General features: G+C 65.4%; 22 protein-coding genes. 14 read left to right on the forward strand and 8 right to left on the reverse strand.

Annotated features, from left to right (window positions below; translation table 11 throughout):
• A partial coding sequence (locus KY501_RS54070) for a histidine kinase (RefSeq protein ID WP_224368890.1) occupies positions 1–789 on the reverse strand: 789 nt, incomplete at its 3' end.
• Positions 790–1023: 234 nt separating this feature from the next.
• Here KY501_RS54070 and KY501_RS38590 point away from each other — a divergent pair.
• A complete protein-coding gene (locus KY501_RS38590; protein WP_224368891.1) occupies positions 1024–2025 on the forward strand; it encodes a ribonuclease T2 family protein in 1002 nt (333 codons plus the stop codon).
• A 99-nt stretch (positions 2026–2124) separates the two neighbouring features.
• Positions 2125–3837 (forward strand): hypothetical protein, encoded by a 1713-nt coding sequence (locus tag KY501_RS38595; RefSeq protein WP_224368892.1) that lies wholly within the window; start codon positions 2125–2127, stop codon positions 3835–3837.
• A gap of 120 nt (positions 3838–3957) precedes the next feature.
• On the opposite strand, the gene KY501_RS38600 is transcribed toward KY501_RS38595, so the two are convergent.
• Entirely contained in the window at positions 3958–5094 is a 1137-nt protein-coding gene (locus KY501_RS38600; RefSeq protein ID WP_224368893.1) for an FAD-dependent oxidoreductase, read from the reverse strand.
• Between the two features lie 82 nt (positions 5095–5176).
• Here KY501_RS38600 and KY501_RS38605 point away from each other — a divergent pair, with 82 nt between their 5' ends.
• Positions 5177–5866, forward strand: a complete 690-nt coding sequence (locus tag KY501_RS38605) for a TetR/AcrR family transcriptional regulator (RefSeq protein WP_224368894.1) — start codon at positions 5177–5179, stop codon at positions 5864–5866.
• 191 nt (positions 5867–6057) lie between these two features.
• Complete coding sequence (locus KY501_RS38610; RefSeq protein ID WP_224368895.1) at positions 6058–7674, forward strand: FAD-dependent monooxygenase; 1617 nt, start codon at positions 6058–6060, stop codon at positions 7672–7674.
• Here KY501_RS38610 and KY501_RS38615 read toward each other — a convergent pair.
• The 3 genes from KY501_RS38615 to KY501_RS38625 all read right to left on the reverse strand — a co-directional run bounded on the left by KY501_RS38615 (position 7557) and on the right by KY501_RS38625 (position 10100).
• The gene (locus tag KY501_RS38615) at positions 7557–8021 is read right to left on the reverse strand and encodes a hypothetical protein (protein ID WP_224368896.1); all 465 of its coding nucleotides are present in this window, start codon (positions 8019–8021) and stop codon (positions 7557–7559) included. The two genes, KY501_RS38610 and KY501_RS38615, sit on opposite strands and share 118 nt — an antisense overlap.
• 105 nt (positions 8022–8126) lie before the next feature.
• The gene (locus tag KY501_RS38620) at positions 8127–9350 is read right to left on the reverse strand and encodes a cytochrome P450 (protein WP_224368897.1); all 1224 of its coding nucleotides are present in this window, start codon (positions 9348–9350) and stop codon (positions 8127–8129) included.
• Between the two features lie 168 nt (positions 9351–9518).
• Positions 9519–10100 carry a hypothetical protein gene (locus tag KY501_RS38625; protein ID WP_224368898.1) on the reverse strand — a complete coding sequence of 194 codons (582 nt, stop codon included), beginning with the start codon at positions 10098–10100 and terminating at the stop codon, positions 9519–9521.
• 205 nt (positions 10101–10305) lie between these two features.
• Here KY501_RS38625 and KY501_RS38630 point away from each other — a divergent pair, with 205 nt between their 5' ends.
• The 6 genes from KY501_RS38630 (at position 10306) to KY501_RS38655 (ending at position 15195) form a co-directional block, all read left to right on the forward strand.
• A complete protein-coding gene (locus KY501_RS38630; protein WP_224368899.1) occupies positions 10306–11175 on the forward strand; it encodes a class I SAM-dependent methyltransferase in 870 nt (289 codons plus the stop codon).
• Positions 11176–11688: 513 nt separating this feature from the next.
• Entirely contained in the window at positions 11689–11973 is a 285-nt protein-coding gene (locus KY501_RS38635) for a hypothetical protein (protein ID WP_224368900.1), read from the forward strand.
• A 416-nt stretch (positions 11974–12389) separates the two neighbouring features.
• Complete coding sequence (locus KY501_RS38640) at positions 12390–12818, forward strand: HNH endonuclease (RefSeq protein WP_224368901.1); 429 nt, start codon at positions 12390–12392, stop codon at positions 12816–12818.
• Positions 12815–13270 (forward strand): DUF4265 domain-containing protein, encoded by a 456-nt coding sequence (locus tag KY501_RS38645; protein ID WP_224368902.1) that lies wholly within the window; start codon positions 12815–12817, stop codon positions 13268–13270. Before KY501_RS38640 ends, KY501_RS38645 begins: the two co-directional genes overlap by 4 nt.
• Positions 13271–14517: 1247 nt before the next feature.
• Positions 14518–14793, forward strand: a complete 276-nt coding sequence (locus tag KY501_RS38650) for a DUF6881 domain-containing protein (RefSeq protein WP_224368903.1) — start codon at positions 14518–14520, stop codon at positions 14791–14793.
• A 42-nt stretch (positions 14794–14835) separates the two neighbouring features.
• Positions 14836–15195, forward strand: coding sequence for a hypothetical protein (locus KY501_RS38655; protein WP_224368904.1), 360 nt, complete (start codon positions 14836–14838; stop codon positions 15193–15195).
• Positions 15196–15483: 288 nt separating this feature from the next.
• Here KY501_RS38655 and KY501_RS38660 read toward each other — a convergent pair whose 3' ends face one another.
• Both KY501_RS38660 and KY501_RS38665 read right to left on the reverse strand, forming a co-directional pair.
• Positions 15484–16860: a serine/threonine-protein kinase gene (locus KY501_RS38660; RefSeq protein WP_224368905.1), complete on the reverse strand. Its 1377-nt coding sequence runs from the start codon at positions 16858–16860 to the stop codon at positions 15484–15486.
• A gap of 84 nt (positions 16861–16944) precedes the next feature.
• The gene (locus KY501_RS38665; RefSeq protein WP_224368906.1) at positions 16945–17562 is read right to left on the reverse strand and encodes an isochorismatase family protein; all 618 of its coding nucleotides are present in this window, start codon (positions 17560–17562) and stop codon (positions 16945–16947) included.
• Between the two features lie 106 nt (positions 17563–17668).
• Here KY501_RS38665 and KY501_RS38670 point away from each other — a divergent pair, with 106 nt between their 5' ends.
• The 4 genes from KY501_RS38670 to KY501_RS38685 all read left to right on the forward strand — a co-directional run bounded on the left by KY501_RS38670 (position 17669) and on the right by KY501_RS38685 (position 23420).
• Positions 17669–18580: a LysR substrate-binding domain-containing protein gene (locus tag KY501_RS38670; RefSeq protein ID WP_224368907.1), complete on the forward strand. Its 912-nt coding sequence runs from the start codon at positions 17669–17671 to the stop codon at positions 18578–18580.
• A gap of 150 nt (positions 18581–18730) precedes the next feature.
• Positions 18731–19678 carry an alpha/beta hydrolase fold domain-containing protein gene (locus KY501_RS38675; protein WP_224368908.1) on the forward strand — a complete coding sequence of 316 codons (948 nt, stop codon included), beginning with the start codon at positions 18731–18733 and terminating at the stop codon, positions 19676–19678.
• A 52-nt stretch (positions 19679–19730) separates the two neighbouring features.
• Positions 19731–20426 (forward strand): hypothetical protein, encoded by a 696-nt coding sequence (locus KY501_RS38680; RefSeq protein WP_224368909.1) that lies wholly within the window; start codon positions 19731–19733, stop codon positions 20424–20426.
• A 111-nt stretch (positions 20427–20537) separates the two neighbouring features.
• The gene (locus tag KY501_RS38685; protein WP_224368910.1) at positions 20538–23420 is read left to right on the forward strand and encodes a serine/threonine-protein kinase; all 2883 of its coding nucleotides are present in this window, start codon (positions 20538–20540) and stop codon (positions 23418–23420) included.
• Between the two features lie 31 nt (positions 23421–23451).
• On the opposite strand, the gene KY501_RS38690 is transcribed toward KY501_RS38685, so the two are convergent.
• A complete protein-coding gene (locus KY501_RS38690; protein WP_224368911.1) occupies positions 23452–24993 on the reverse strand; it encodes a hypothetical protein in 1542 nt (513 codons plus the stop codon).
• Positions 24994–25131 lie beyond the last annotated feature (138 nt).

Genomic DNA, 25131 nt, shown 5'->3' on the forward strand with positions numbered 1-25131 from the left:
GTAGCGGTCCAGGAAGTCAAGGTCCTCATGGAGGGGGACCTGCTGGCGACTGGTGGTGTTGAGGGCCATGCGCAGCAGCTCGCTGACGCCGGTGAGCATGCGGATGGAGCCGGCGGTGTCCTGCTCGCGCACGAGGACGGAGATGGCGTTGAGCGTGTTGAAGAGGAAGTGCGGGTGGAGCTGGGCGCGCAGGGCTTCGAGCTGCGCATGGGCCAGGCGCGTTTCGAGCTGTGACTGGGCCAGCTCTCCCTCTCGGTAGCGGCGGTGGTAGTCCAGGGCGTAGCCGACAGAGAGGATGCCGCTATAGATGATGACGTCGGTGACGCCATACTTGGCCAGCATCAAGGGCATGATGAAGGCCAGCGAGTTGTCCACGAACCACTTCTCCCCTGCGGCCCGGGAGATGAAGACGATGAGCAGCAGGTGGGGGAGCGTGAGCCCGATGAGGGCGGGCACATGGACCGAGAGGCTGCGGGGCAAGACGCCGCGCTCCAGGCGGAAGCGCCAGCCGAGCGAGAGAACGAGCGGGGTGGCGAGCGCCCAGTACCACCAAGGCGGCAGGTGCATCATCAGCGCCCGATCGAAGGGGTAGGTGGGATCCTTGGCCTGGGCGTAGAAGTAGGTCTGGCTCGAAGCGATGATGCCCGGCACGGCATACGCCAGTAGGAACAGCAGCAGGCGACGCGCCAGCAAGCGCAGCGCGGACGGCACTGATGTGGAGGCCCCCGGCCGGAGTCTCGCGGCGGAGGGCGGTAGGACAGTGCTCGCGGCGGGAGAGATGGATTCCACGACCCGTGGAGTCTATGCCCGAACCATGGCGCCTTTCGAACCGGTGCAGCCAAAGGGCTTCCGGGTGCAGCGAATGGGCACACCTGTCCGCGGTGGCGCACGGCGGCCGAGCGGTGCGCGCATGCAGGCGAGCACCGGTGCCCGCGACTGAACACGGCGGAGCACTCCGAGACACTGCAGCCGGTCCCCCCAGGACGCCCACTTTGACCCGTGTCTCATTTCGGAGGGTTTCGCATGGCAATCCCACGTCCATTCTCTCACCGCATCCTGGCCCTGCTCATCGGGTTGCTCTCGGGGACCACCTTCGCCTCGGTGCAAGCGACCGGAACCTTCGAAGCCGTGCGCTCCTGCGATGCGTTCAAGTCATTCCAGAAAGGAACCAACCCCGGCAACATCCGGCTGGAACCGGGGCAGGCCTACAACATCGAGGAACTCAACGAGCGCGGGGGAGACTGGATACGGGTCACCGTCCCAGCGGTCCGTGATCCCCTGCGTTGGGTGCCCAAGGAGTGCGGCGTCACCGAGTTCGAGCAGCCGGAACCCACCCCCGCGCCCCCAGGGCCGTCTGGGGCCGGCAAATGCAATACCGCCAATACCTATGACAGCAACGTCCTCGCGATGAGCTGGCAGCCCGGCTTCTGTGAGCACGCCCGGTACTCCGGGAGAAAGCCGGAGTGTGACGCGCTCGAGGACGGCGAGCTCTCCATCTCGCATCTCACGATTCATGGCCTGTGGCCCAACAAGCAGGCCTGTGGGACCCAGTATGGGAATTGCCGGAAGACCGCTCTCAGCCTCTCCGAGGACACGCTCGCGGAGGTGGCGCCGTGGATGCCCAACCTGATCTACGACACGGACCTCGCGACGCACGAATGGAGCAAGCACGGCTCCTGCCAGGCCCGCGAAGACGACGATTACTTCCGCCTGGCGAAGCTCATCACCGAGCAGGTCGATCGTTCCGCGATCGGCGCGTACATCGAATCCAACGTCGGCGGAGAGATGAGCGTGAGCGAGTTCTTTGCCCAGGTGAGACGCGAGCTCGGTCCCGACGTGGAGCAGAAGGTTCAACTGCTGTGTACGGGAGGCAGATACCTGCAGGAGATCCGGCTCAGCCTGCCGCGAGACATCGTGCCCGACCCGGACATCGCCAAGATGGTGGCAGGGGCTCCGAGGCTGAGCGCGCGAACGGATAAGTGCGACTCTGACAGGATCTACATCGAGCGTTCCGGGAAGGAATGAGCGCGGCTGACCGAGCAGAGCCACGTCACATTCCGCCGCCGGCCACTCCATCTCGTCAACCCCGCGCTCACCTTCCAGCGGGGATATGGAGACTGGCATATGGCCCAATGGAGCTTCGGCGAGCAGTTGGACGGAAGACCGCTGGCGGAGCAGCACGATCCCAACATCGCGCTAGCGAAGACGGATCGGCACCTGGCCGCCACCACGTACCCGGAGATGCTTGATAAGCTCATGCTCCGGCCGTGCGTGGTGCGAATCCTCATGGTCACCGATGGAGGTGGCTCCTTCGACGGCAATGACTTTGGCCTGGCCGAGCTGCTCGAGGTGCTGGCGGTGAGCCCCGGTCCCTGGGTGCGCTTCGCGGTGACGACTGCCCACCGGCGCAGCCACCCGAGCGCCATGCTCCAGAACTTCCGCTTCTCCGCCAGCACCCTCAAGGGCGTGGACGAGGTGTGGCTCTTCGGAGTGGAGGGAGGCGCCAGCTCGCTGAGTGAAGCGGAGCTCAAGGCCATCTCCCAGTTCATGGATGCGGGCGGCGGAGTGTTCGCCACGGGAGACCATGAGGATCTCGGGGTGGCCATGTCCGGGCGGGTGCCCCGGGTGCGCAGCATGCGCAAGTGGTACTGGCCCAACCCGGGCCCCAACGGCGAACCGGTGGCCCCGGACGGCTCCTCCCAGAACCGGTACGACACGCTGCGCGAGGGCGCGGATGCAGGCTTCCAGTTCGACGACCAGTCGGATGCCCTCGCCCAGGAGATCACCCCGCGGATGTACCCGGTGGGCCATCCCTTCTTGCATATCAAGGTGCCACACCCCCTGCTCTGCGGGCCGCGTGGCCCCATCCGCGTCCTGCCGGACCACCCGCACGAGGGCGAGTGCTACGTGCCGAAGGATCTCAACCGCACCTTCACCTTCGACGGCTACACCATCGTCGAGTACCCGGCGCCGCGCGCAGGCAAGCGGCCGCGGCCGGAGGTGATCGCCGAGTCCACTGTGATTGGCGGCCACACCACTTCTAGCAAGCCTCCCGTGGTGGCGCGCCGCTTCGGAGCCATGGGCGCGTACGACGGGCACTGGGTGAAGGTGGGCCGGGTGGCGGTGGATGCCACGTGGCACCACTTCTTCAACATCAACCTGCGCGGCGATCCGAGCAGCCCCGTGCCTGCCAAGCGCAATGGCTTCCACGATGCCTCGGCCGATCCGCAGGTCTACAACGCCATCAAGGCGTACTTCCGGAACCTGGCCGTCTGGCTGGCGCCTCGGGCCTTGCAGGCCAGCATGCGCCGCCGCGCGATGTGGGCGTGCCGATGGAAGTACCCCCTGCTGGAGGAGTTGCCGTCGGCCCCGCAGCTGACTCAGGCGAAGGTGGGCCAGGCCAAGGTGCGGGCCGTGGGCCAGGTGACACGGGAGGCCCTGGAGCGGCTGGCGCCCCGGTGCTTCGTCATCCAGTGGTGCGTGGATCTGCTGCGTGAGGCCTCGGGCTCGCCGCTGTCTGCCGAGCTCGAACGGTTGGATCCCTGGAGCCCGGAGTCCCAACAGGACGAGGAGGCGCCCGAGATCCCAGCCTCGCCGGTGCTCGCCGAAGAGGACCTCGAAGGCATCCTCAACACGGTGCTCGGAGGAGCGATGCTGTCACTGGCCTCCGCGTTCCCCGAGCGCCAGGCGGTGACCGACGGCACGGTGGACGCAGTGCTGGACAAGCCCCTGGCCATCGGCGCGCAGGCGGGGATCGAGTCCGCCCGCGAGCTTCTGGAGCGCTCCGTGGACGCGCCTCGGCTCTCGTTGGAGGAGATGCAGCCCAGCGCCCAGTGAGCCGGTAGCGGTGTCACCCATTGGGGTGGATGCAGCAAAGGAGCCCCTGCTGGATGCGCAGCGGGGGCTCCCGTGTCACGGATTACCGCCGCAAAGACGGCTGACGCGCTTCGCTGGAAATCAGCGACCGGTCGAAGCTTCGCCACCGGTCAGCATCGCGATCAGTCCGTGCGGTGCCGTCGCGCCAAAGCAAAGCTCGAAGGTTTCCGCGGCTTCGGGCGCGGCTTTTGTGCCGCGGACGAACATCGCTTCTTCGTACTCCGTGAGCGCGGCTTCGAAATCATTGCGGTGCGCGGCAATCGCCTTGCCGAGCTCCGAGCCGTCGTACATCGCGAGGTTCGCGCCTTCGCCGTCCGGCGGGCTCAAATGCGCGGCGTCGCCGAGGAGCGTGACGCCGGGCACGCGATTCCATCGATGGCCGGCGGGCAGCTTGTGGATCATGCGCGGCACGGGATCGGTATCACCATCGGTGATGAGAGCCGTGAGCTCCGGGGCCCAGCTCTCGAACTCCGCCGCGACGCGCGCTCGCGCGGCCTTGGCGTCGGCGAAGTCGATCTCCTCGACCCATTCCTTCGGCTTCGTCAGCGCGACGTAGGTGTGCAGGACGCCGTTCGTCTCGCGGTGCGTGACGATGCCTTTGCCGGGCGTGAGCGCGTAAAAGGCGCCGCCGCCGACTTTCTTTGCGCTCGCCGCGTGGCGCGCGTCAGCGTCGAGCAAGTACGTCTCGATGTACGTGGTGCCGACGTATTCGGGTTTCGCGTCGGAGAGGAGCGGCCGAATCTTCGACCACGCGCCGTCCGCACCGACAAGGAGGTCCGTCGTCACCGTCGACCCGTCCGCGAACCGTAGCTCGTGCTTGCCGGCACCGAGCGCTCGCACACTCGATAGCTTTCGTCCCCATTGCACGGTGCCGGGTGGAAGCGAGTCGAGGAGGAGACGCCGGAGGTCACCGCGCAGCACTTCGGGACGAATGCCGCTGCCGTCATCGGGCTGGTCGACGAGGATGTTGCCCTGCGGATCGACGATGCGCGTCGCCTCGCCGCCTTCGTGGACGATGCGACGGAACTCGTCGAGGAGACCCGCCTCCTTGAGCGCGAGCTGGCCGTTGTAGTCGTGGATGTCGAGCATTCCACCCTGCGTGCGCGCCTCCGGAGACGCGTCGGCCTCGTAGACGGTGACGGAAATGCCATGGACGTGAAGCACGCGCGCGAGCGTGAGGCCGCCAGGACCGGCGCCAATGATGGAGATGGGAGTCATCGTGTTCTCTCTAGAGCCTCTCTGGAACGTCGTTCCACTCCATCAACTTGGAACACCGTTCCAGGTCTGTCAAGATGGTGCCGTGGCGAAAAAGGCGGCACGCGGTTCGGAACGTGAGGAACGACGCGAAGATGCGCTGTCGCGCGAACGCATCGTCGAGGCAGCGATCGAACTCCTCGATGCGGACGGCGAGGAGGGGCTCACCTTCCGAGCGCTTGCGACGCGGCTCGCGACGGGCCCCGGGGCGATCTACTGGCACATCGCGAACAAGGGCGAGCTCCTCGTCGCCGCGACCGACGCCGTCGTTGCGCGCACACTGGGCGACGTCCGCGCCTCGGCGAAGCCGCGCGAAGCGATCCACCGCGTCGCGCTCAGCATGTTCGACGCAATCGACGCGCGGCCGTGGGTCGGCATGCAGCTCTCACGCGCGCCGTGGGAGACCGCAATGCTTCGGATCTTCGAACGCATCGGTCGGGCGGTCGAGGCACTGGGCGTTCGCGGCCATGCTCAGTTCACGGCGACCTCGACGCTCCTGAGCTACGTCATCGGCGTCAGCATGCAGAACACGGCGGCCAGCCAATTCGCGCGTCGCGAGCTCGCGCCGACCACGAACCGCAAGGACTTCCTCGAAGCGGCGGCGGAGCGGTGGAAGAATCTCGACGCCACCGAATATCCGTTCACGCGGAAGGTGGCCGAGCACCTACCCGGCCACGACGATCGCAAGGAATTCCTCGCGGGGATCGACCTGATCCTGGAAGGAATTGCGGTTTAGGACGCAACCACCTTGACTGCGTGGCATTGAGCTTTGGAGGGGCGTTTCGCTTCGGGGAGGCGCATGCAGGACGCGACATCTCCCCCTTGCTACTTCCAGCTGTATGCCACGACCAGGGTATTGCCACAAGCCCCCCTCTGTGAGGCACAGACGCCGGCCGCACGCGAAAACCAGCGGGCGCGGAGGCACAAATGCACAACGAATCCGGACGCCGTGTGGCCACGAACAACCATGCAGTGCTGATCGCCGGAGGCGGCCCGACGGGCCTGATGCTGGCAGCCGAGTTGGCGTTGGCGGGGATCGACGTCGCCGTCGTCGAGCGTCGCGTGAACCAGGAGCTCCCCGGGTCACGCGCTGGCGGCCTGCACGCCCGCACGATCGAAGTGTTCGATCAGCGGGGCGTCGCCGAGCGCTTCCTCTCGCAGGGGCAGATCATGCAGGTCGCGGGCTTCTCGTTCATCCCGCTCGACATCAGCGACTTCCCGACGCGCCACAACTACGGGCTCGCGCTCAGGCAGGCTCGCACCGAGCGCATCATGGCTGAATGGGTCGCCGAGCTGCCGGTGACGTTCTATCGCGGGCGTGAGGTGACGGGGTTCGCGCAGGACGATACCGGCGTCGACGTCGAGCTGTCGGACGGCGCATTGCTCCGGGCGACGTACCTCGTCGGGTGCGACGGAGGTCGGAGCCTGATTCGCAAGCAGGCCGGGATCGATTTCCCCGGTTGGGACGCGTCGACCAGCTTCCTCATCGCCGAGGTCGAGATGACCGAGGAACCCGCGTGGGGCATCCGCCGCGGAGACAAGGGCGTCAACGCCATCGGCAAGCTCGACGACGGGAAGCGTGCCGGTGTCGTGCTGGTCGAGCCGCAGGTCGGCAACAGAAGCGAGCCGACCCTGGAGGATCTGCGCGCGGCGCTGATTGCGGTCTACGGGACCGACTTCGGCGTGCGCAATCCGACCTGGCTCTCCCGATTCTCCGACATGGCTCGGCAGGCGGCGTCCTACCGGGAGCGACGGGTGCTGCTGGCTGGTGACGCGGCGCACGTGCATGCCCCCACGGGCGGACAGGGACTCAACATCGGCGTGCAGGACGCCGTGAATCTCGGCTGGAAGCTGGCGCAGGTGGTGAAGGGCCTCTCGCCGGAGACCCTCCTCGACACCTACCACGCCGAGCGGCACCCCATCGGTGCCCGCGTGCTCCGCCTGACGATGGCCCAGATGGCGCTCGGCCGCGGCGACGATCGCACCGAGGCCCTGCGCGAGAACATGGCCGAGCTGCTGAAGATGGAGCAGCCTCGCAAGCAGTACGCCGCGATGATGTCGGGCCTCGACGTCCACTACGAGCTCGGTGCGGGGCACCCGCTGCTCGGGCGTCGCATGCCCGACCTCGAGCTGAGCACCCAGGGCGGTCCGAAGCGCGTGTTCTCGCTGCTGCACGAGGCCCGACCGGTCTTCCTCAACCTCGGCGAGCCGGGCGCCTTCGACATCACTCCGTGGGCGGAGCGGGTTCGGCGGGTCGATGCCCGATACACGGGCGCGTGGGAACTCCCGGTGTTCGGTGCGGTCGCTGCGCCCTCGGCCGTTCTGGTTCGGCCCGATGGCCATGTCGCGTGGGTGGGAGACGGCACGGATTCGGGGCTGCGTGACGCGCTCACCCAGTGGTTCGGACCGCCCACGCCGGAGACGGCTCACCGCGCAGCGCCGCTCAAGGCCTTCTCCAAGAGCTTGGACAACCGCCAGGTATCCTTTCCGGTCGAGTGGACGTCATCAATCATCCACCGCCCCTTCTCCAGCACGAGGCTGTAGCGCACCTCTTGCGGCGTGTAGTTCTCGAACGTCGCCTTGACCTCGGCGCTCTTGTCCTCGCGGCTGAGCAGCTCGAAGTGCAAGGTCTTCTCCCAGCCATCCTTTGTGTCCTGCCCGTTCACGCGGAAGTCGAAGTCGATGAGGGCCTGCCCGTCACCGCGCTTCTCTACTTCTTTGTCGCCGCGGACGAACAAGCCCTTCAGCCGCTTCGAGTAGAACTCATATGCGCGGATGCTGTCCTTCGCGTAGAAGGCGCGCACGGTCTCGACAGGATCCTTGGCGGACTGCGCGAGGACTTGGGACGGGGCAAGGAAGAAGAGAAGACCCAGGACGAGCCACAACCGCATGTAGAGACCTCGGGGTGAAAGAGGCCCTGGAGTGTAACTGAAACCTCTCGGCGCCCTCGACGCCCCCAGGCCAGGCGCGGTTCGACAAGCCGTAGAAGAGGTGGGCTACAGCTCCACCGGCAATGTGAGCAGATCCCGGCCGAGCGGTGGCCGCAGCCCCCAGGTGGGCGAGGTGCCCTGGGCGGGCCTCACGCCGGGGAAGCGCCGCAGCAGCGTCTCGAAGAAAACCTGGCCTTCCAGGCGGGCCAGCGCCGCTCCCAGGCAGTAGAACGAGCCGTACCCGAACGCCACGTGCTTGCCCGGTTTGCGGGTGACGTCGAACTGGTCCGGCTCGGTGAAGATCGAGGGATCCCGATTCGCCGCGGCGAGTATCAGGTACACCGTCTGGGACGGCTGCATCGCCTGTCCGGCGAGCTCCACGGGAGCGACGGTAAGCCGGGTGATCATGGGCACGATGTCGCCGTAGCGCAGCATCTCCTCCACTGCCTGGGGGATGAGCGACGGATCCTGGCGCAGCAGCGCGAGCTGCTCTGGGTTGTCGAACAGGAGCGTCATTCCCCGGCTGATGAGCCGCGCGGTGGTCTCGTGGCCGGCGAACAGGAGCAGCACGCAGTTGGCGAGGATCTCCTCCTCGTTGACGAGGCCCTCGGCCTGGGCGCGCAGGAATACCTCGAGGATGTTGTCGCCCGGGGCGCGGCTGTACCGAGCGAACACTCCGCGCATGTAGTCCATCATCTCCGTGACGCTCTTCTGGCTCTGGAGCAGCTGCTGGAAGTCCACGGTTCCGAAGATGGACGCCAGGTCGCGCGACCAGCGCCGGAGCATGTGCTCGTCGGTGAGCGGCACGCCGAGCATCTCCGCCATGACTCTCGAGGGCAGGGGGACGGCAAGCTCCTTCACCAGGTCGAGGGTGCCCTTGGCTCCTGCGGCGTCGAGCAACGTGTCGGTGAGGGCCTGGATGCGCGGCCGGAAGTCCTCCACGGTGCGAGGGGTGAAGTAGCGCTTGAGCAGTGACTGGAAGCGGAGGTGGCCCTCGGTGGTGGTGTGCCCCATCCACATGCTGACGGAGTCGCGCAGCGGCGTGAGCTGCTTGCGGGCTTCTTCGGGGAGGCGCTCGAACTGCATCGTCATCGGCCCGGCCGCCAGGCGGGGATCCTTCAGCGCCTGGGAGATGTCGGCGTGGCGGGTGAGTACCCAACCGTGGAGCTGGGGGCTCCAGTGGATGGGCTGCTGGGCTCGGAGCGAGTGGTAGAGTGGGTGCGGGTTCTGGGCGACCTGAGGGGCGAGGAGGTCGAACGCGAGGGCCTGTGAAGGGGCTGCCTGGCTCATGAATCTCCCTGGGCGCGGCGATGGCGAGAAGCCGCGCTCACCAGGGTGTTTAGCATGGGAGCGCGCGGCGGGCAGCACACCCCAGGCTGGCGTACAGCGTCACGCACTGTCGGAAGATCGCTTCCACTCAGAGGGTCGGGCAGGTTCTCCGAAGAGGCGCCGCCCGACCTACTGTGCAGGAGGCGTCTCGGGAGCGGGGGCCGACGGTGTCTCGCTGAAGAAGTCCTGGGCGATCTTCTCGTACATGCTCTCCACGGCATTCGCCGCTCCGCTGGTCACCGCGTCGTTGTCGGTGATGGGCTTCTTGGAAGAGACCGTGCCTGTGGATCGGCGGAGCACCTGGCCTTGAGAATCCAGCAACCGCGCCTTGTAGCGGACCTGCGCCTCGGCGGCCTGGATAGCGCCGTACCGGCCAAAGGCGGTCGGAGAGAAGCTCAGCACCGCCTCATTGAGTTGCAGCGTGAGGTCCGCCTTGTCGGCGGCCGGCTTGAACGCTGACTTGAAGCCGCTGCTGAATCCGTTCAGCAACGTCGCCCGCCACTCCGAGACGTTCACCGTCTGCTTGCCGTCGACCTCGGCCGGGTACTGATCCTGAATCGACTCGTCCATCACGAACTCGAGCGAGGTGGACTTCTCGGGCAGGTCGATGTTGGGGGAGGGATGGCCCTGCACGACAGCGGCTCGGCTGCAGCCTTGGGCGAGCAGTAGCGTGACAAGCGCGACGACGATGTGGGGCAAAGAGCGAAACATGGACGGTCCTCCCATGGGAAAGGAGCACCGCATCTACCACGACCCATGCATGGCGCCGGAGCCACTCCAAGTACGAGAAGCAGAGATTCTCAAGGATTCTTCAGGGGGCCGGCGTCGATGAATGGACGCCCTCCTTCATCCGATGTTGCGGCCTTCCGCGCCTCGCCGTAGGACGCCACCCCTTGCACGCCACGGAGCCCTTGCAATGTCAGAACGCGATGCTTCTCGAAGCCCCCTCATCCGCGACATTTCCGATACGGCCCGGTGGGCAGCCTGGTGCCGGGCCGTCGAGAGCGAGCGCCCTGATGCACTTTTTCGCGATTCCCTCGCCAAGCGCCTGGCGGGCGAACGGGGACCCGCCATCGAGGAGGCCATGAACAAGGGACGCGGCTCCACGGTGTCGTCGCTCGTGGTGCGAACTGTCGCCTTCGACAAGTTGATCATGAACCGGCTCGCGGAAGGCGGGATCGATACCGTCGTCAACCTGGCGGCCGGGCTCGACACGCGCCCCTATCGGCTTGCTTTGCCTGCGAACCTTCGGTGGGTCGAGGTCGATCTCCCAGACCTCATCGCATACAAGGACGATTGCCTGGCCGATGAGCAGGCTGCCTGCCAGGTTGAGCGGGTGGCGCTCGACCTGGCACAGGCAGAGGCGAGACGACGGTTGCTGGCCTCAATGGGTGGACAGGCCGGCGGTGCCCTGGTGCTGACCGAGGGGCTGGTGCTCTACCTCGATTCGGAGGTGGTCACCGACATGGCCAAGGACCTGGCAAACGTTCCAGCCTTCCGGACCTGGCTGATGGATTTGCTGCACCCGGGCTTGCTTCCCTTCGTGGTCCAAAGCTGGAACACCCAAGAAGCAGGCTCCGCGAATGTTCCCAAGTTCGCCCCAGAGGGCGGCGCGACGTACTTCCAGCAATTCGGCTGGACCTCGCGCGACTGCATCAGCGCGTGGGAGGAAGGCGAGCGGCTGAACCGGCTCGTCGGCCCGCCGAGGGCCGCGCTGTCGGACACCCAAATCGAAGCGTTTCGGGTGATGAACACGTACGTCCGGCTCGACCGGGCCGCCACGTAGCGCAGGCCTCGACGTTGTCGTTTGCAGGAGTGTGCAGAGGGGCCGAGGCGGGCCGGTGACGGGGTCGCAGTGCCCCAACTGCCCGTGGCCCCCGGGTAGCAGTACCACGTCGGGCGCATGACAGGCTCGTCACGCAGCCGCATTTTCGAGGAGATCTGACCCAGCGGCCAGGATGCTCTCCCGGGAGCAGGCCTGAACGTTCAGGCCTGCCATGCTCAGCCCGGCAATGGTTACAGGTGCTTGACCAAACAGACCTCAGATAGAGGGAGCGCATCTCCCCTCGGCGCAGTTCTGGCACAGAGCCGCTGCTCTACTCATGCCAGGGCTGTGCTCATGAACCTACGTGTCCTCTCAACGCTTTGCTGTCTCTCCCTCTGTCTGGCCACTTTTCCCGCGTTGGCGGATGAGGGTGCCTGGGGTGTCTCCGTCGGAGTGCGCACCGGGTTCGGCCTCCCCGTAGGCCTGCTGAAAGGTGGCGGTAGTGATTCAGATGACCCACCGCTGAACTCCTGGGTGTTCGGGATCATCCCGGTGCAGCTCGACTTGGGCTGGTTCCTGAGCCCGCGGGTCTATCTTGGCACCTCCTTCCAGTACTCCCATGTCCTGCTCGCCAATCATTGTGCCCAACCCTTCGAGGGTGTTGAGTTCGTCAACTTGCAGGGTGGCACCGACTTCCGCATCAGCGAGGAGCTCTGGCTGGGCCCCTTCGTGACGTTCACCGTGGGCAAGTACATGGACGTCGATGAGGCACGGTTCCATGGTTGGCTCATGGGCGGCCTGCGGCTGTCGACAAAGTAGGCGAAGAAGAAGCCCGAGAGGGCGAGCGTCAGGCCGCTCCGCATGGAAGCAACGGGCCCGCACGGTCCGACCGCCTCATACAGCCCCCTCCCCTTCGAACTCCTGCGCCGGTACGCCCCCTCATACTCCCACGCCTGAACTCTCCCCAGCCGCACTTCGCCAGGGCACATACTACCAGTGGGCTCCCATGAAGCTCCGCCAAGCCCACTCTGGGAGTGCCGTGCTGGGCAGTCTTACGGAAACGCGCTCGACCGGGTTGGATCGCTCTCGCCAGAAGCTCCGAGCAGCGGCTTCGATTCCCGTCGCTCCCAAGTAGAGCAACCCGCCGCTCTCAAGTCGCCGCCCTCTGACCTGCACACCACAGGCGTGCCTCGGCACGCTGGAGAAGTTGTGGGGATATCGACGAGACTTCACCCATGAATCTTCTCTGCCTTCTTCTCTCAGCCCTCGTAGCCTCGATTCCAGCAGGGGTGGGCCCTCCTGTATCAACTCCCATCGAACAAGCAGCTTCGTCTGCCGAGGCTCCTGGGTCTGTCAGGCAGCAAGCCGTCGCTGGTGGGGCCAGAGCGGGAAAGTCCTTCACGAAGAAACAGAAGCAGGTCACCAAGGAGAAGAATGCACAGAAGAACGACGGCACGACTCGCTGCGAGAACTGCGATACCGAGACCGTTCCGGGCAAAAAGCATGAGAAGGGTGTGACTCCCCCTTTGAATGAGACTCAGGTCGATCACAAGATTCCACGATCGAAAGGTGGACCTGGCGAGGAGGACAACGCCCAGGTGCTCTGCAGGGATTGTAACCTCAAGAAGGGCGACAAGGACCCGACACCCGAGGAAGCACAGTGACCGCCTCCCGTGCAGATGACCTGGTCAAGGTAGTCGTCAAGTTGGAGAAGGACGAGGACGATTACCCACCTGCGGACTACGAGGGCTTGTGGGCCCGCCCTCTGGGAGAGGGGCTGTTCCAAGTCGACAACATCCCCTTCTTCGCGAAGGGAATTGCATATGGAGACATCGTTTCGGCTGTGACCGAGCCACGGGAACTCCGGTTTCGAGAGGTCGTGCGTCCCTCGGGCCACGGCACACTGCGCCTCATCATCTACGACGAGAAGGAGGTCTCCACCGTCAGCGCGCTCCTGGAGAAAATGGGGTGTGCGATCGAGAAGAGCCACATTCCGGGGCTCATCTCCGTGGATGTCCCGCCCGCTGTTTCTCTGGCTGTGTTGAAGCCAATCCTGGATGAAGGTGAGGCACAGGAGCGCTGGGGCTACGAGGAGGCGTGTCTTCCCTCGACATGAAGGTAGAAGCGGTGCAGCCCCCTGAGGGCACACCCCTGCACAGGCTGCCCTCGCAAGAGGGGTGGCAGAGAAACTGGGCGAGTTCCAAGTGCTCCAGCATGGCGCGTACCGCAATCGAGGCTGTCCAGGAGTCCTTCGATGAAGACATCCTGCGCAACCTGGACAGTCCTCGGCTCGCGCGCGACTTCCATCACAACCTTGGGGCCAACCTCGTCCGGGTCACGGCTCTACGGGCTGGCGGAGCCGAGCTGAAGGCCGTTGCCGAGGACCAGCAGGTGGCGATCTCCACAGCCCACCAGCGGGTTGCCCCACCGCCGTACAGCGGATTTGCAGGCACGTGCGCAAGCGGCGGGTATGCCCGACCACGCTGGAGCCGATGCTCGCGGCGCTCAGCAGATGAGCGTGCTGCAAGTTGATCGGCTTGAGGCTTGACCGAACCAAGCCCGCGAGCTGAGCATCCTCGGCCTGGAGAATCGAATGAAATAGCGAGAGCACCGGCAAAGGATCGACGTAGGATCCCTGATGTCCCAAGTTAGCCCTGTTGCGTACTGGTATAAGCATGGCCATTTCAAGAACGAGGAGCAGGCACGTGGAGCATTCGAACTGGCGTACCAGCAAGGCATGGATGGCATGGGGACCAGTGTGGCACAGTGGATGGGCCTGACCGATTCCGAGTTTGATGCCTGGATGCGCGATGGGACGCTCCCTCCCATGAAGAGGAAGTAGTAGTAGGGAATGACCGGAAACAAGCCGCGAGGGTCGAGATGATGGCCACCGATGCGCAGGTGAGCACCGGGAAGGCTCTGGGCATCGACGTGAGCGCAGAACTTGACTCCATCGCCGCAGCCATCATCTGGGATGTTGTATCCATCGCCGTTGCGTTCAGCAGTACTCTCTGCCCCCGGTGCGGAAAGGACAGCGTCCACTGCCGGTAGGCACGTAAGGCAGCCCCCGCTCCACCAAGCGTACCGTCGGCACATGTGCACGCTTCGCGTTGCAGGACGGGCACACCCCTCGCCCCTTGCACGAGAAGGTCCCTTGAGCGTGCCCTGCCTGGAAGCCCTACGGGAACTGCGCTCGACTAAGCCGGAGCACTCTTGCCCGAAGTTCGGAGCGGCGGGTTCGATTCCCGCTGCCTCCACCTCACAGCGCTGATACACACCGCGTGCTCGCTGGCGATGTGGACCTCATGGTGTGTCATCTAACGCCCTCTCGGTGCCTCGTCCCTAAGTGGGTACGCTCGCGCCATGAAATACCTCAAGGTTCACTGGCACCACAGCTCCGCGGACACTCCCGTCCTGCTCTACAGCGAGCTCGACGCGGAGCGCTGGGAGGTTCACAAGGTCGAGGTCTATCGCGACGGGCGCCACGAATTCGCGTGCGACTCCGTGACGACCGGATCGACGCGCCTGGGAGAAGTACCAGTTCCCCCACTCGAGGAGATCGCGTCCGACCCGGAGTTCTCTCCCACGGAGATCTCGAAGGAGGAGTTCGAGAAGGTGTGGGACCGCCTGGAGTTGTGACCGCTGTACACAGTGTTTGGCACACTTCCAGCCATGGATGGAATGATCATCGAGAAGTTCAGCGTCTGCTTCGAGGCGATGGCCCTCGTTCGACCGGGCCGGTTGAAGGAGGCATGGCCTCTGCTCCGCGAGACCCGGCTGGACATGGAGACGGAGCTGCAACTTCGTCTCCGGCTCCACACAGCCATCCAGAAGGGAGAACAGGTACTGGTACTGCACCGGGTGTCCTGGACACGAGTGGAGGCCTTCCGAGCGCAACTGCCTTCCTGGGGTGAGCAGTTCTCCGTCTACGAATCGAGCCGCGGTATCGGAAGCCGTGGGTATTGCGAGAAGCACGCGCTCCACTACGAAGAGGAGCCGTGCCCCGTGTGTGATGATCTCGTCTGGCGGGTGGGGGCGTAGGGGAGGCGGATGAACCTCCAAGCTCACAGTCCGACCTACTTCGAGCACTCTCGCGCGCAGCCTCCAGGAGTTCCTGCGAGCGAGGCTCCGAGAGCCTATCGCTCTGGACAGGTCAGAAAACACCTACGCTCGTCTGCACTGCTCCACTGCCCACCAGTGGGCACCCGAGCCCTTCTGCCACTGCTCCACTGCCCACCAGTGGGCACCCGAGCTCAGCGGCGAGAGCCTGCTGCGGGTTGAGTGCCGCCAGGCGTGGATCCGACTCCCGCCGCTTGCGCTGGGCAACGCCTATCGGAAGTCCGAAGGCGCGGATGTGGGGGGAGGCTTGCGGCTGGATTTCAATGCGGGGGCGTAGCACCGGGCCCTGAAGAAGACGTAGCCGGCCGCCTCGCACGCCTCGGCATCCTTTATGAGTTGTTCCACCCAGCAGCCTCCGTTGATGGGGACCTGCATCCGCCCTGAGCACTGGCCTTTCGCATCCGGAGTGAGCTGCCCCGGCAACGGCTTGGGAGGCGTGTCTTGGCTGAGCACCTCTGGCTTGGAGAACTCCCGGCCCCATGGCTGCGTGCCTTCCGATGCGCGCTCCCCCACCCCGGCGGCACCTCCCCCTCGTGGAGATGCTGCATTCGAAGCGACCTGCTTTCTCGCGGAGGTACTGGGGAGCGGCGCGTGGACCGCCAGCAAGGTCCAAAGCACCAGCAGGGCGCCCACGAGCACCCGTGCTCTTCCCTGCTGCATCCAAGGCTGAATCGGCGCCGGCACAGCTTGACCTTGCTCCGCGGCAGCCTCGAGCACCTGGGCGAGTTCCCCCGCTGTTCCGCGTGCCTCGGCAGACACCGAGAGCATGCGCAGGATCAGCGCGCTGAGCTGAGAATCCACCCGGGGTTCGAGCTCCCGAGGCGCCGGCAGAGGAGCCTCCACCGGGTGCCATGTGCCCTGCTCGTCCTGCCGCAGCTCCGGGCCGGGGGGATACTGCCCCGTCACCAGCCTGTAGGCGGTGACACCCAGCGCATATATGTCGTCCGCGGGCCCTGGAAGGTAGCGGGCTCCTGGGGAATCGCCGGAGCGAAGCTCGAACAGCCACGCCTCTGGGGAACGGTAGGGCGGTGTCCCCGGTGGCAGCGGCTGCCAGGTGACTCGCGCCGCGGACTGGTAATGCCCGGCGCCGAAGTCGGTGAGAATGGCCCGGCCGTCTGAACGTCGCACCAGCACGTTGTCGCCCTTTACGTCCCTGTGCACCGCGCGGCAGGTATGGGTGGCCTCCAGCGCCCGCGCCAACTGCGCCAGCACCTGCAGTTGCCGCCGGGGCGTCGGGGGATGCTGGCGTGCCCATTCGTAGAGCGGCGTGCCCTCCACCCACTCCATCACGACGAAGGGAAAGAACACGTCGGAGGGATCCCGCCAGAAGCCGTGCCCGAGCAGGCGCGGAACGTTCGGGTGGCGCACCAGCGACAACAGCCCCACCTCCCGCAGGAAGCGAGGATCCCAGGGGACCAGGGCCATCTTGAGCGCTACGGGCCCCTCGGACTCGTGCCCGATCCGAACCGCTCGGTAGACCACCCCGAAGCCACCATGACCGTGGCAGCCCAGCAACACCCAGTCCTGCACCCGGGTGCCCGGCGGCAAGCAGAAGAGATGACCCACCGGTGGTGGCTGACGCTCCATGAGGTGCCTCGCAGGGAGAAAGGGTCCTTCTCCCCCTCCCGAGCCATCCTACCTCATACGTCGTCCTGGCTCGTGGCGGCCGTGTCACTTGCCGTAGGCGTGGGCAATCTGGCCCACGAGCGTGGCCCAGGGCATGTCGAGCGCGCCATACACGGCGCCGGCCTCTGGCCGCCCGTTGTCCTTGAGGATCTCGACCATCATCGTCGCGTAGTCGGACAGGATGACGCCCGCCTGCTGCATGCGCAGCAACCCGGCCTGGCGTTTGGTCTCGCTGAATGTCCCGGACGCGTCGACAGCGACATAGGCGTCCAGTCCCCGCGCCACGGCGGTCATTGCCGGGAACGCCGCGCAGACCTCAAGAGAGATGCCGGCGAAGATGAGCTTCTTGCGCCCGATCGCTTCGATGGCCTTGGCGACGCGCTCGTCGTCGTAGGCGTTCACCGAGGAGCGATCGATGATCTCGATGCCGGGCAGGGCCTGGACGAGCTCTGGGAAGGTCGGCCCCCACATGCTATCGCGCGCGGTCGTCGTGACGACGATCGGCAACTCGAGCGCCTTGGCCGCCTTGGCCAAGGCCACGACGTTGTGCTTCAGTTCTCCGGTCGAATAGTCCCGGACGCCGGTCATCAGACCGACTTGATGATCGACGAGAACCAGGGCCGCGTTGTTGGCGGTGAGCGGCTCGTAAGTGCGACGGGTCATGGCGTCCTCCTGGACGGTTGCAAGGAAACCCTAGCGACTGGACCCCTGGACCAGAATCCGGCAAAACCGCAACCCAGCGTTCAATGGATTGGACGATAGGTGGCACGTGCTGGATCTGAACGACTTCTTCTTTTTTGTTCAGGTGGTCGATCGCGGTGGGTTCACAGCGGCGGGCCGGACGCTGCGGATGCCCAAATCGACTCTCAGCCACCGCATGCAGCAGCTCGAGAACAATCTCGGCGTCCGGCTGCTCAACCGGACATCGCGCCGCTTCGGAGTGACCGATGCCGGCGAAGCGTTCTACCGGCACGCGGTGGCCATGCTCCGAGAGGCGGAGTTGGCCGAAACGACGATCCGCCATCGGCTGGCCGAACCGACCGGTACGGTGCGATGCACTGCTGGCGTGGCGACCATGCAGTTCGCGATGTCCGACATCATCGTCGATTTCCTCGCGCAGTATTCGAAGGTGAATGTCGTCGCGCATGCCACGGATCGATCCGTCGACATCGTTGGCGAGAACTACGACATCGCCGTCCGGGCGCATTCCGACCCGCTCCTCGATTCCAACCTCGTCCAGAGGACGCTCGCTCCCGCCCCGTGGTTCCTGTTCGCGGGCTCGAGCTATATCGATGCGAACGGCGCGCCGCGGACACCCCAGGATCTTCGAAATCATCCTTCGCTTTTCATGATGCGGACCGGCGTCACGCCGGTGTGGCGGCTTCGCCATGCGAGCCGGGCGCGAGATGAAATCGTCATGCCGCTGGCACCGAGGCTGCTGAGCGACGATATGGTCGGTCTGCAGCAAGCGGCGATCAAAGGGCTCGGCGTGGTGGCGTTGCCTGGCTACATCTGCCGGGCGGCGGTACGTTCCGGTGCGTTGCGACGTGTGCTGCCAGACTGGCTTGCCGGCGACTCCACGATCACCGCGATCATTCCCTCCACGAAAGGGCTTCTGCCATCCGTGCGCGCCTTCCTTGACCACCTGGCGACGGAAATTCCAAAAACGGTACAGCTCTAGTCCTGGCGACCAGGCGACAGGCACGCAAACCCCGCCGAGGCGGATCGTTCATCGCATTGGACGCTGAGTCCAGATTGCAATGTCTTCTCGGGCGATGGACTCATCCCCAAAATGACCTCCAGACACAGCAATTGCTGGAGCGATTGGAAGATGCATACACCCAAGAATGAGCCACCCGAAACGGCGATCGTCAGGATCTCTGCGGACGAACGCGCGCGTGCGGGCATTTTGCGCGAGCAGTTCGCCCGCTTCTGGGAATCCGCGAACGGCGAGCCCAGAGCGATCTACGATGCCTTCATCTCCGCAAGTCCCCTGACCAGCGACGTCTCCCTCGACGCCGTCGACGAGGTGGGCGTACGAGGCTGGTGGGTGCGTCCAGCGCGAGCCGAGCCGGATCGCGCGCTCCTCTATCTCCATGGCGGCGGCTATGTACAGGGCTCCGCGAAGGCCTACCGCGGCTTCGTCAGCCAACTCGCCAGCCGCACACAGGTCTCCGCGCTCGTCATCGACTATCCCCTGGCACCCGAAGCGACACTGCCGGCCGCGCCGAAGGCGGCCCTCGCGGCCTGGCACTGGCTGGCCGCTCAAGGCTTCACACGGGTCGCGATCGTCGGGGATTCAGCGGGCGGCGGGTTGACGCTGGTCACGCTCGCGCAGATCGCCAGGCTGCCTGGCGGCGCCTCGCCAGTGGCGGGAGTGGTCTTCTCCCCGTGGACCGATCTAGCCTTCACCGGAGCGTCAATGACGGATCCGGCCGTGAAGGATCCGTTGATCGGCTACGAATATCTGCGGGATTGCGCCCGGAAGTATCTCGGGGAGGCAAACGCCACCGATCCTCTCGCTTCTCCACTCCTGGGTGAGCTGCATGGCCTACCGCCGCTCTTCATCCAGGTCGGAACCGACGAACGCCTGCTGGATGACTCCCGGCAGTATGCCGCTCGTGCGAGGCGGGCAGGTGTCCCTGTCCAACTCGAGATCTGGGAGGAGATGCATCACGTATTCCAACTCGATGTCACGCATCTGGAGAGCAGCCGGATCGCGCTCGACCGCGCCGGGCATTTCCTGATCAACGCCTTCAATCGGCCTCCATCGTCTTAGGCCCATCCTGGGCTATGGTGCCCGGGCGGCTGACCTGCTCGGGAGGAACCTCGTGGAACCTGTTTCATTCTTCTTGTTGGCCTTGGGCGCGCTCGGTTTGCTTCTCCCCACCAACGCCCTTGCGTGCGGATGCTGCTCCGAGCTCGGAACCTATACGACCTCGACAGAGAAATCAGATACCAACACTGTCGAACTGTTGCAGGAGATGAAGTTCGACAAAACCGCCACTTTGTTCATCGTCGCAGGCGGTTTCGATAGTCCCAATAACATGAAGGGCTTGCGCGAGCTTGAAAAGGACTTTGAATCGGAAAGCGGGTCGGCCTCGTACGGCGAATTCGATCTGGCGAATACCTTCGCCGCCAAAACCTGGCAACTCAACTTCAAGACACCGACCGGGAAATCAGGCACCCTGACTCTGCCAATGCCCACGCAGATGACTCAGTTCAAGGTCGACATCCATGACGGACGAGCAAGCAGCGGGGGCGGACCATTTTTGTATAAAGAATGGCGTTTCAAGGGAAACGTGACGACCGGAACAGGTTTCTTCAAATCAAGCATCATCCAACCGACGACTTATGTCCTTGTCTTACAGGGGCGCGGAAACCTTTGCGACAAAGTTGAAGATTTCACCCACTGGCATCTTGAAGTAGAAGGCAAGAACGCAGAGTACTCATTCTTCGGCAAGATGAGCTCGGGAAACCCGGCCGAGGAATCGGTAAGCCCGGCTCCGGCCCAGGAAAGTGAATAACGGTCGCGACGCTCGGCGTGACGTAATTGTCACCATGTCCCTGCGGCCCCCCGAAAGCCCCGAGAAGTCAGTGCTATCCTGGGTCCGCCTCTCTGCCCTGACCTCATCGCCATGCACTGCCTGCAAGAAAACACCCTCGTCGCACTTGGCGAGGGCAGATTGTCGCCCGACGAGCGCCTGCGAGCGGACGCGCATATCGACGCCTGTCCGGACTGCCGGGCGTTGCTGGCAGCGTGGGCACAGGTAGCCTCCTCTCACGGCATCCCCCTCCCAACGGGCTCGGCTCCTACCCCAAAGCCCCCTGCCTGGGATGCCGAGGAACTCCCACCCGGCTCCAAGCTGGGGCGCTACCTGATCCTGCACCGCGTTGGCTCAGGAGGCATGGGGGTTGTGTACGCCGCCTATGATCCGCAGCTCGACCGGCGCGTGGCGCTCAAGCTGCTGCGGCGCAGGCGCTTCCAGGGTGCGGAGCAGGAAGCAGACGCTCGGCTGTTGCGCGAAGCCCAGGTGGTGGCTCGACTCAACCATCCGCACGTCATCACCGTCTACGACGCGGGCACGCTGGGGGAGCAGGTCTTCCTGACCATGGAGTTCGTCGAGGGAGGCACCCTGGCGCAGTGGCTGCGCGAGAAGCCTCGGGCCTGGAGCGAGGTGCTGGAGATCTTCCTCAGCGCGGGCCGTGGCCTGGCCGCCGCCCATGCGGAGGGGCTGGTCCACCGCGACTTCAAGCCGGACAACGTGCTGGTGGGCAAGGACGGGCGCGTGCGGGTGATGGACTTCGGGCTGGCGCGGAGACTCGAGGCCCCAGAGGCTCCCGGGGAGCCCTCCGCCCCGCCAGGACCACCATCCCTCGTGCCCACGCTCACCCGAACGGGCGCCATCGTCGGAACTCCCGCTTACATGGCCCCCGAGCAGCACGAAGGCCAGCCGACGGATGCGCGCAGTGATCAGTTCAGTTTCTGCGTGGCGCTCTACGAAGCCCTCTATGGAGAACGTCCCTTCTCCGCTGCCTCGCAGCAGGAGCTCGCTCGCCAGGTGACCACAGGCGCCGTGCGAGCCCCTCCGAAGGGTGCTCCAGTCCCGGAGTGGCTGCGCCGGGTGCTCCTCCGGGGCCTGTCACCGCTGCCCTCCGCCCGCCATCCCTCCATGGAGGCCCTGCTCGTGGCCCTCGCCCGGGATCCGCGAGCGGTGCTACGCCGACGCGTGGGATGGGGAGCCGCCGCGGTGCTGACCGTGAGCCTGATCGCTGGCGGCGGGGGGATGATGCACCAACGCACAGCCCAGGTATGCCGTGGCGCCGAGCGCAAGCTGGTGGGGACCTGGGACGCGCCACGCCAGGAACAGGTGCGCGCTGCCTTCCTTGCGACCGCCCTGCCCTACGCGCCGCAGGCCTGGAGGGGCGTGGAGTCCCTGCTGAACAAGTACGCCGCCGACTGGACGGCCATGTACACCGAGGCGTGCGAGGCCACCCAGGTACGCGGCGAGCAGTCCGCGGAGCTCATGGACTTGCGCATGCAATGCCTGGGACAGCGCCTGGCCGGGCTCAAAGGACTGGCGGAGGCGTTCTCTCATGCGGACGCAATGCTGGTGCAGAAGGCGGTGCAGGCCGCGGGCTCGCTGCCCGAGCTGTCCGAGTGCGCCTCGGTCACCGCCCTCACCGCGCCCGTGCGCCCGCCCTCGGACGCAGCCACGCGCGCCAAGGTGGAAGCCTTGCACGAGCGGCTGGGGAGAACGTGGACCTTCTATCACTCGGGGCGCTTCGCCGAAGGCCGCAAGGCCGCCGAGGCCGATGCCGTCCAGGCTCGCGCCCTGGGCTACCGCCCGCTGGAGGCCGAGGCGCTCTACATCCAGGGCCTGCTTGCCATCGGGGCGGGAGATCCGGCTCAGGGAGAGCAGGTCCTGAACGAAGCCCTGTGGGCAGCGCAGGCGGGCGGGCACCAGGAGGTGCTCGCCAAGACTGCCGTGGCGCTGTTGGAGGCCACGGGCGTGGAGGAGCGCAAGCACGCGGAGGCCCGCCGGTGGAACCGCTTCGCGGAAGCCTCGTTGGAGCGGCTCGGAGGCAACCCTTCGCTGGACGCCGAGCGGCTGCTTCGCCTGGGCACGCTGGCCCGCGACGAGGGAAACCTGAGCGAGTCACTCGGCTTGCTCGATCGCGCCCTGGCCGCGCGCGAGAAGCTGCTGGGCCCGGAGCACCTGGAGGTATCCGACGTGCTGCAGCAGAAAGCCAGCACGCTCATCGAGCTCCACCGAGACGAGGCACTCGCCACGTTCCAGCGGGCGCTCGCCATCCGTGAAAAGCTGCTGGGGCCGGAGCACCCGGCGGTGGCTTCCTCCCTGCGGGGCATGGGCTTCGCCCTGATGAACCAGGGCAAGTCCGAGCAGGCCCTCCCGCTGTTGCAGCGCTCGCTGGCCATCAACGAGAAGGCGCTCGGGCCGGAGCACCCCACAGTCGGCACGTCCCTCGATACGCTGGCCATTGCCCTGCGCAACGCAGGCAGGCCCGAGGAGTCCCTGCCCCTGACGAAGCGTGCCCTGGCCATCGAGCAGAAAGCCCTGGGGCCCGATCACCCGCTGGTGGGTACCATGCTCCACAACCTGGGGCAGTGCTACGAACAGATGGGGGATCCGCGCCACGAGCTCGAGTACATGCTCCAGGCACTCGCCAACTGGGAGAAGGCCGTGGGGCCCGATCACTCAGACGTGGCCATGGCGCTCACCGGCGCGGGAGGAGCCTATGTCGAGCTGCATGAGCCCAAGCCGGCCATCCCCCTGCTGGAGCGGGCCCTGCGCATCACGGATACGGGGGAGACCGATTCGCGAGTGAAGACGGAGATCCGCTACTTCCTCGCACAGGCGCTCTGGGACGCCGGGAAGGACCGGCGGCGCGCCGTCGCGCTCATGCAGGAAGCCCGGAAGCTCGGCGAGGGAGGCGGAGACGCCGCCAGGGGGGACCTGACGCTGGTTCAAGAGTGGTTCAAGGCCCACCGGCTGTGAGAGGGTGGGGGACCCTGGGACACCCGGGCTGTCAGGCGATGATTGCAAGCTTACGGATCGTGCCCTGGTTGTCCTTCACGAGGATGTATCCGACGATGGGCGCATCCGCGCTCCCGACGTAGCCTGCACCCAATCGCACATACGAACCGGCTCCTCGAGGATACAGCGCCAGGTCAATGACCGCATCCGAGCCGCTGGCTCCGATGACGACCTCCTGCCCGGTGGCGCCACCATGCACGTAGAGATGATTCACCGCCTGGGCAGGACCCGTAGCGATTTCAAACTGCAATCCATTATCTGAATGAAAGAAATGCTGAGCCGAAGCGTCGATGCGCAGTGCTCCACCATGCGGCGTGTTGAGGCGTGGGCCAGCAGTGTCGTTATCGAGGACAGCGACCTGCTTGAAGTTGCCCAGGGTGTTACCGCTCGCAGTGAAGGCTGGGGCCAGGACCCGGCTGGTGCCGACCTGCTCGACACCGTAACGCGCGTTCCCGTTCGCCGTAGCTCCGTTGCAATGGATGGTGCCGCCGTCGCGTGCAAGAAACCCAGAGCCCGCGTTGCTGTTGGACGTCGCGTTGAGCGCCCGTACGTTGGAGTTCGACAAGCTGGCAATGCCTCCGATCAGGCACCCAGACGCCGTGGCATTCGAGCAGTTGAGCGCTGAGCCGTACTCGGCCTGGAATCCAAAACCCAGGTTGTTCACCGTGTCGGTGGCATTGGTCGAGGTCGCATAGGAGGCGTCCACCGTCGAGCCGACGAAGGCCCAGATCCCCACATCGCCTGCGTGATCGACAACCGCACGATTGGCGTAGATGTACGAGCCAGCCTGGGCTGCGATGCCGTAGTAGAAGTTGTCGACCTGGATGCCAGCCCCCAGGATGATCGACGCGCCGTTCCGAGCCAGGATACCGGCGACATTGCTCGGCCAGAAGGCCTTGGCTGGCAGTTTGACCGTGATGCCGTCGATGAGCCCGATCGAGTTCCCGTTGGTGACCGTGATGCCGTCGCTCGTGCCATTCCACTGAAGGACGCAGCTCGTCGGATTTGCCGTGTTCCCGATCAGCTGGATCTTGGAACCATAGGCATGATTCAGGTTGAGCGAAGTTCCCCCCATGCTGTACGTGCCGTCGGCCAGCTTGATGGTCACGGTGGCACCGTTGGTGATGACCTTGTCCGCAAGATACGTGAGCGCGTCCTGGATGCTGGGATAGGTCCCCGGTACGTTCAGCGTCGTGTTTGCTGAGATGATTCGGGCTGCCGACGCGGCGACCGAGGCAGCCAATCCGATCACCTCAGACGTTCTGGCATAGGACTCGATGTTGTCCACCGTCCACTGAGTCACGTCCGCTGCGCTCTTCAAGACGAGCTTGTACGCACCGCTCATCCAGACATGAGCTTCCCCATGGGCATCCAGGACGACAGGGTTGGCGTTCGCGGTGGACTCCGTCGAGTCCGTATAGGTTGGCTTGAGAGTGTTGGTGCCGGCTGCGTAGGTGTAGAGCTTCCCTCCGGCAAGAGGATTCCCATCGGCATCGAGCGCTCGGAACTTGGGGAATGGGGTCAGTGTGGCCACGCGTCCTTCTCCTGTCTTGAGCGCACGCTCGTCCTTTTCTTGATCATCCAGAAATCCTAGACCTAGGATGCCATCCCCCAACGCCGTACCGGAGGAGACACATGAAGAATGCAATGTGGGCTGCAGGTTTGTCGTTGA

Origin of the sequence: Hyalangium versicolor (assembly GCF_020103695.1) — a bacterium.
Lineage (GTDB): Bacteria > Myxococcota > Myxococcia > Myxococcales > Myxococcaceae > Hyalangium > Hyalangium versicolor.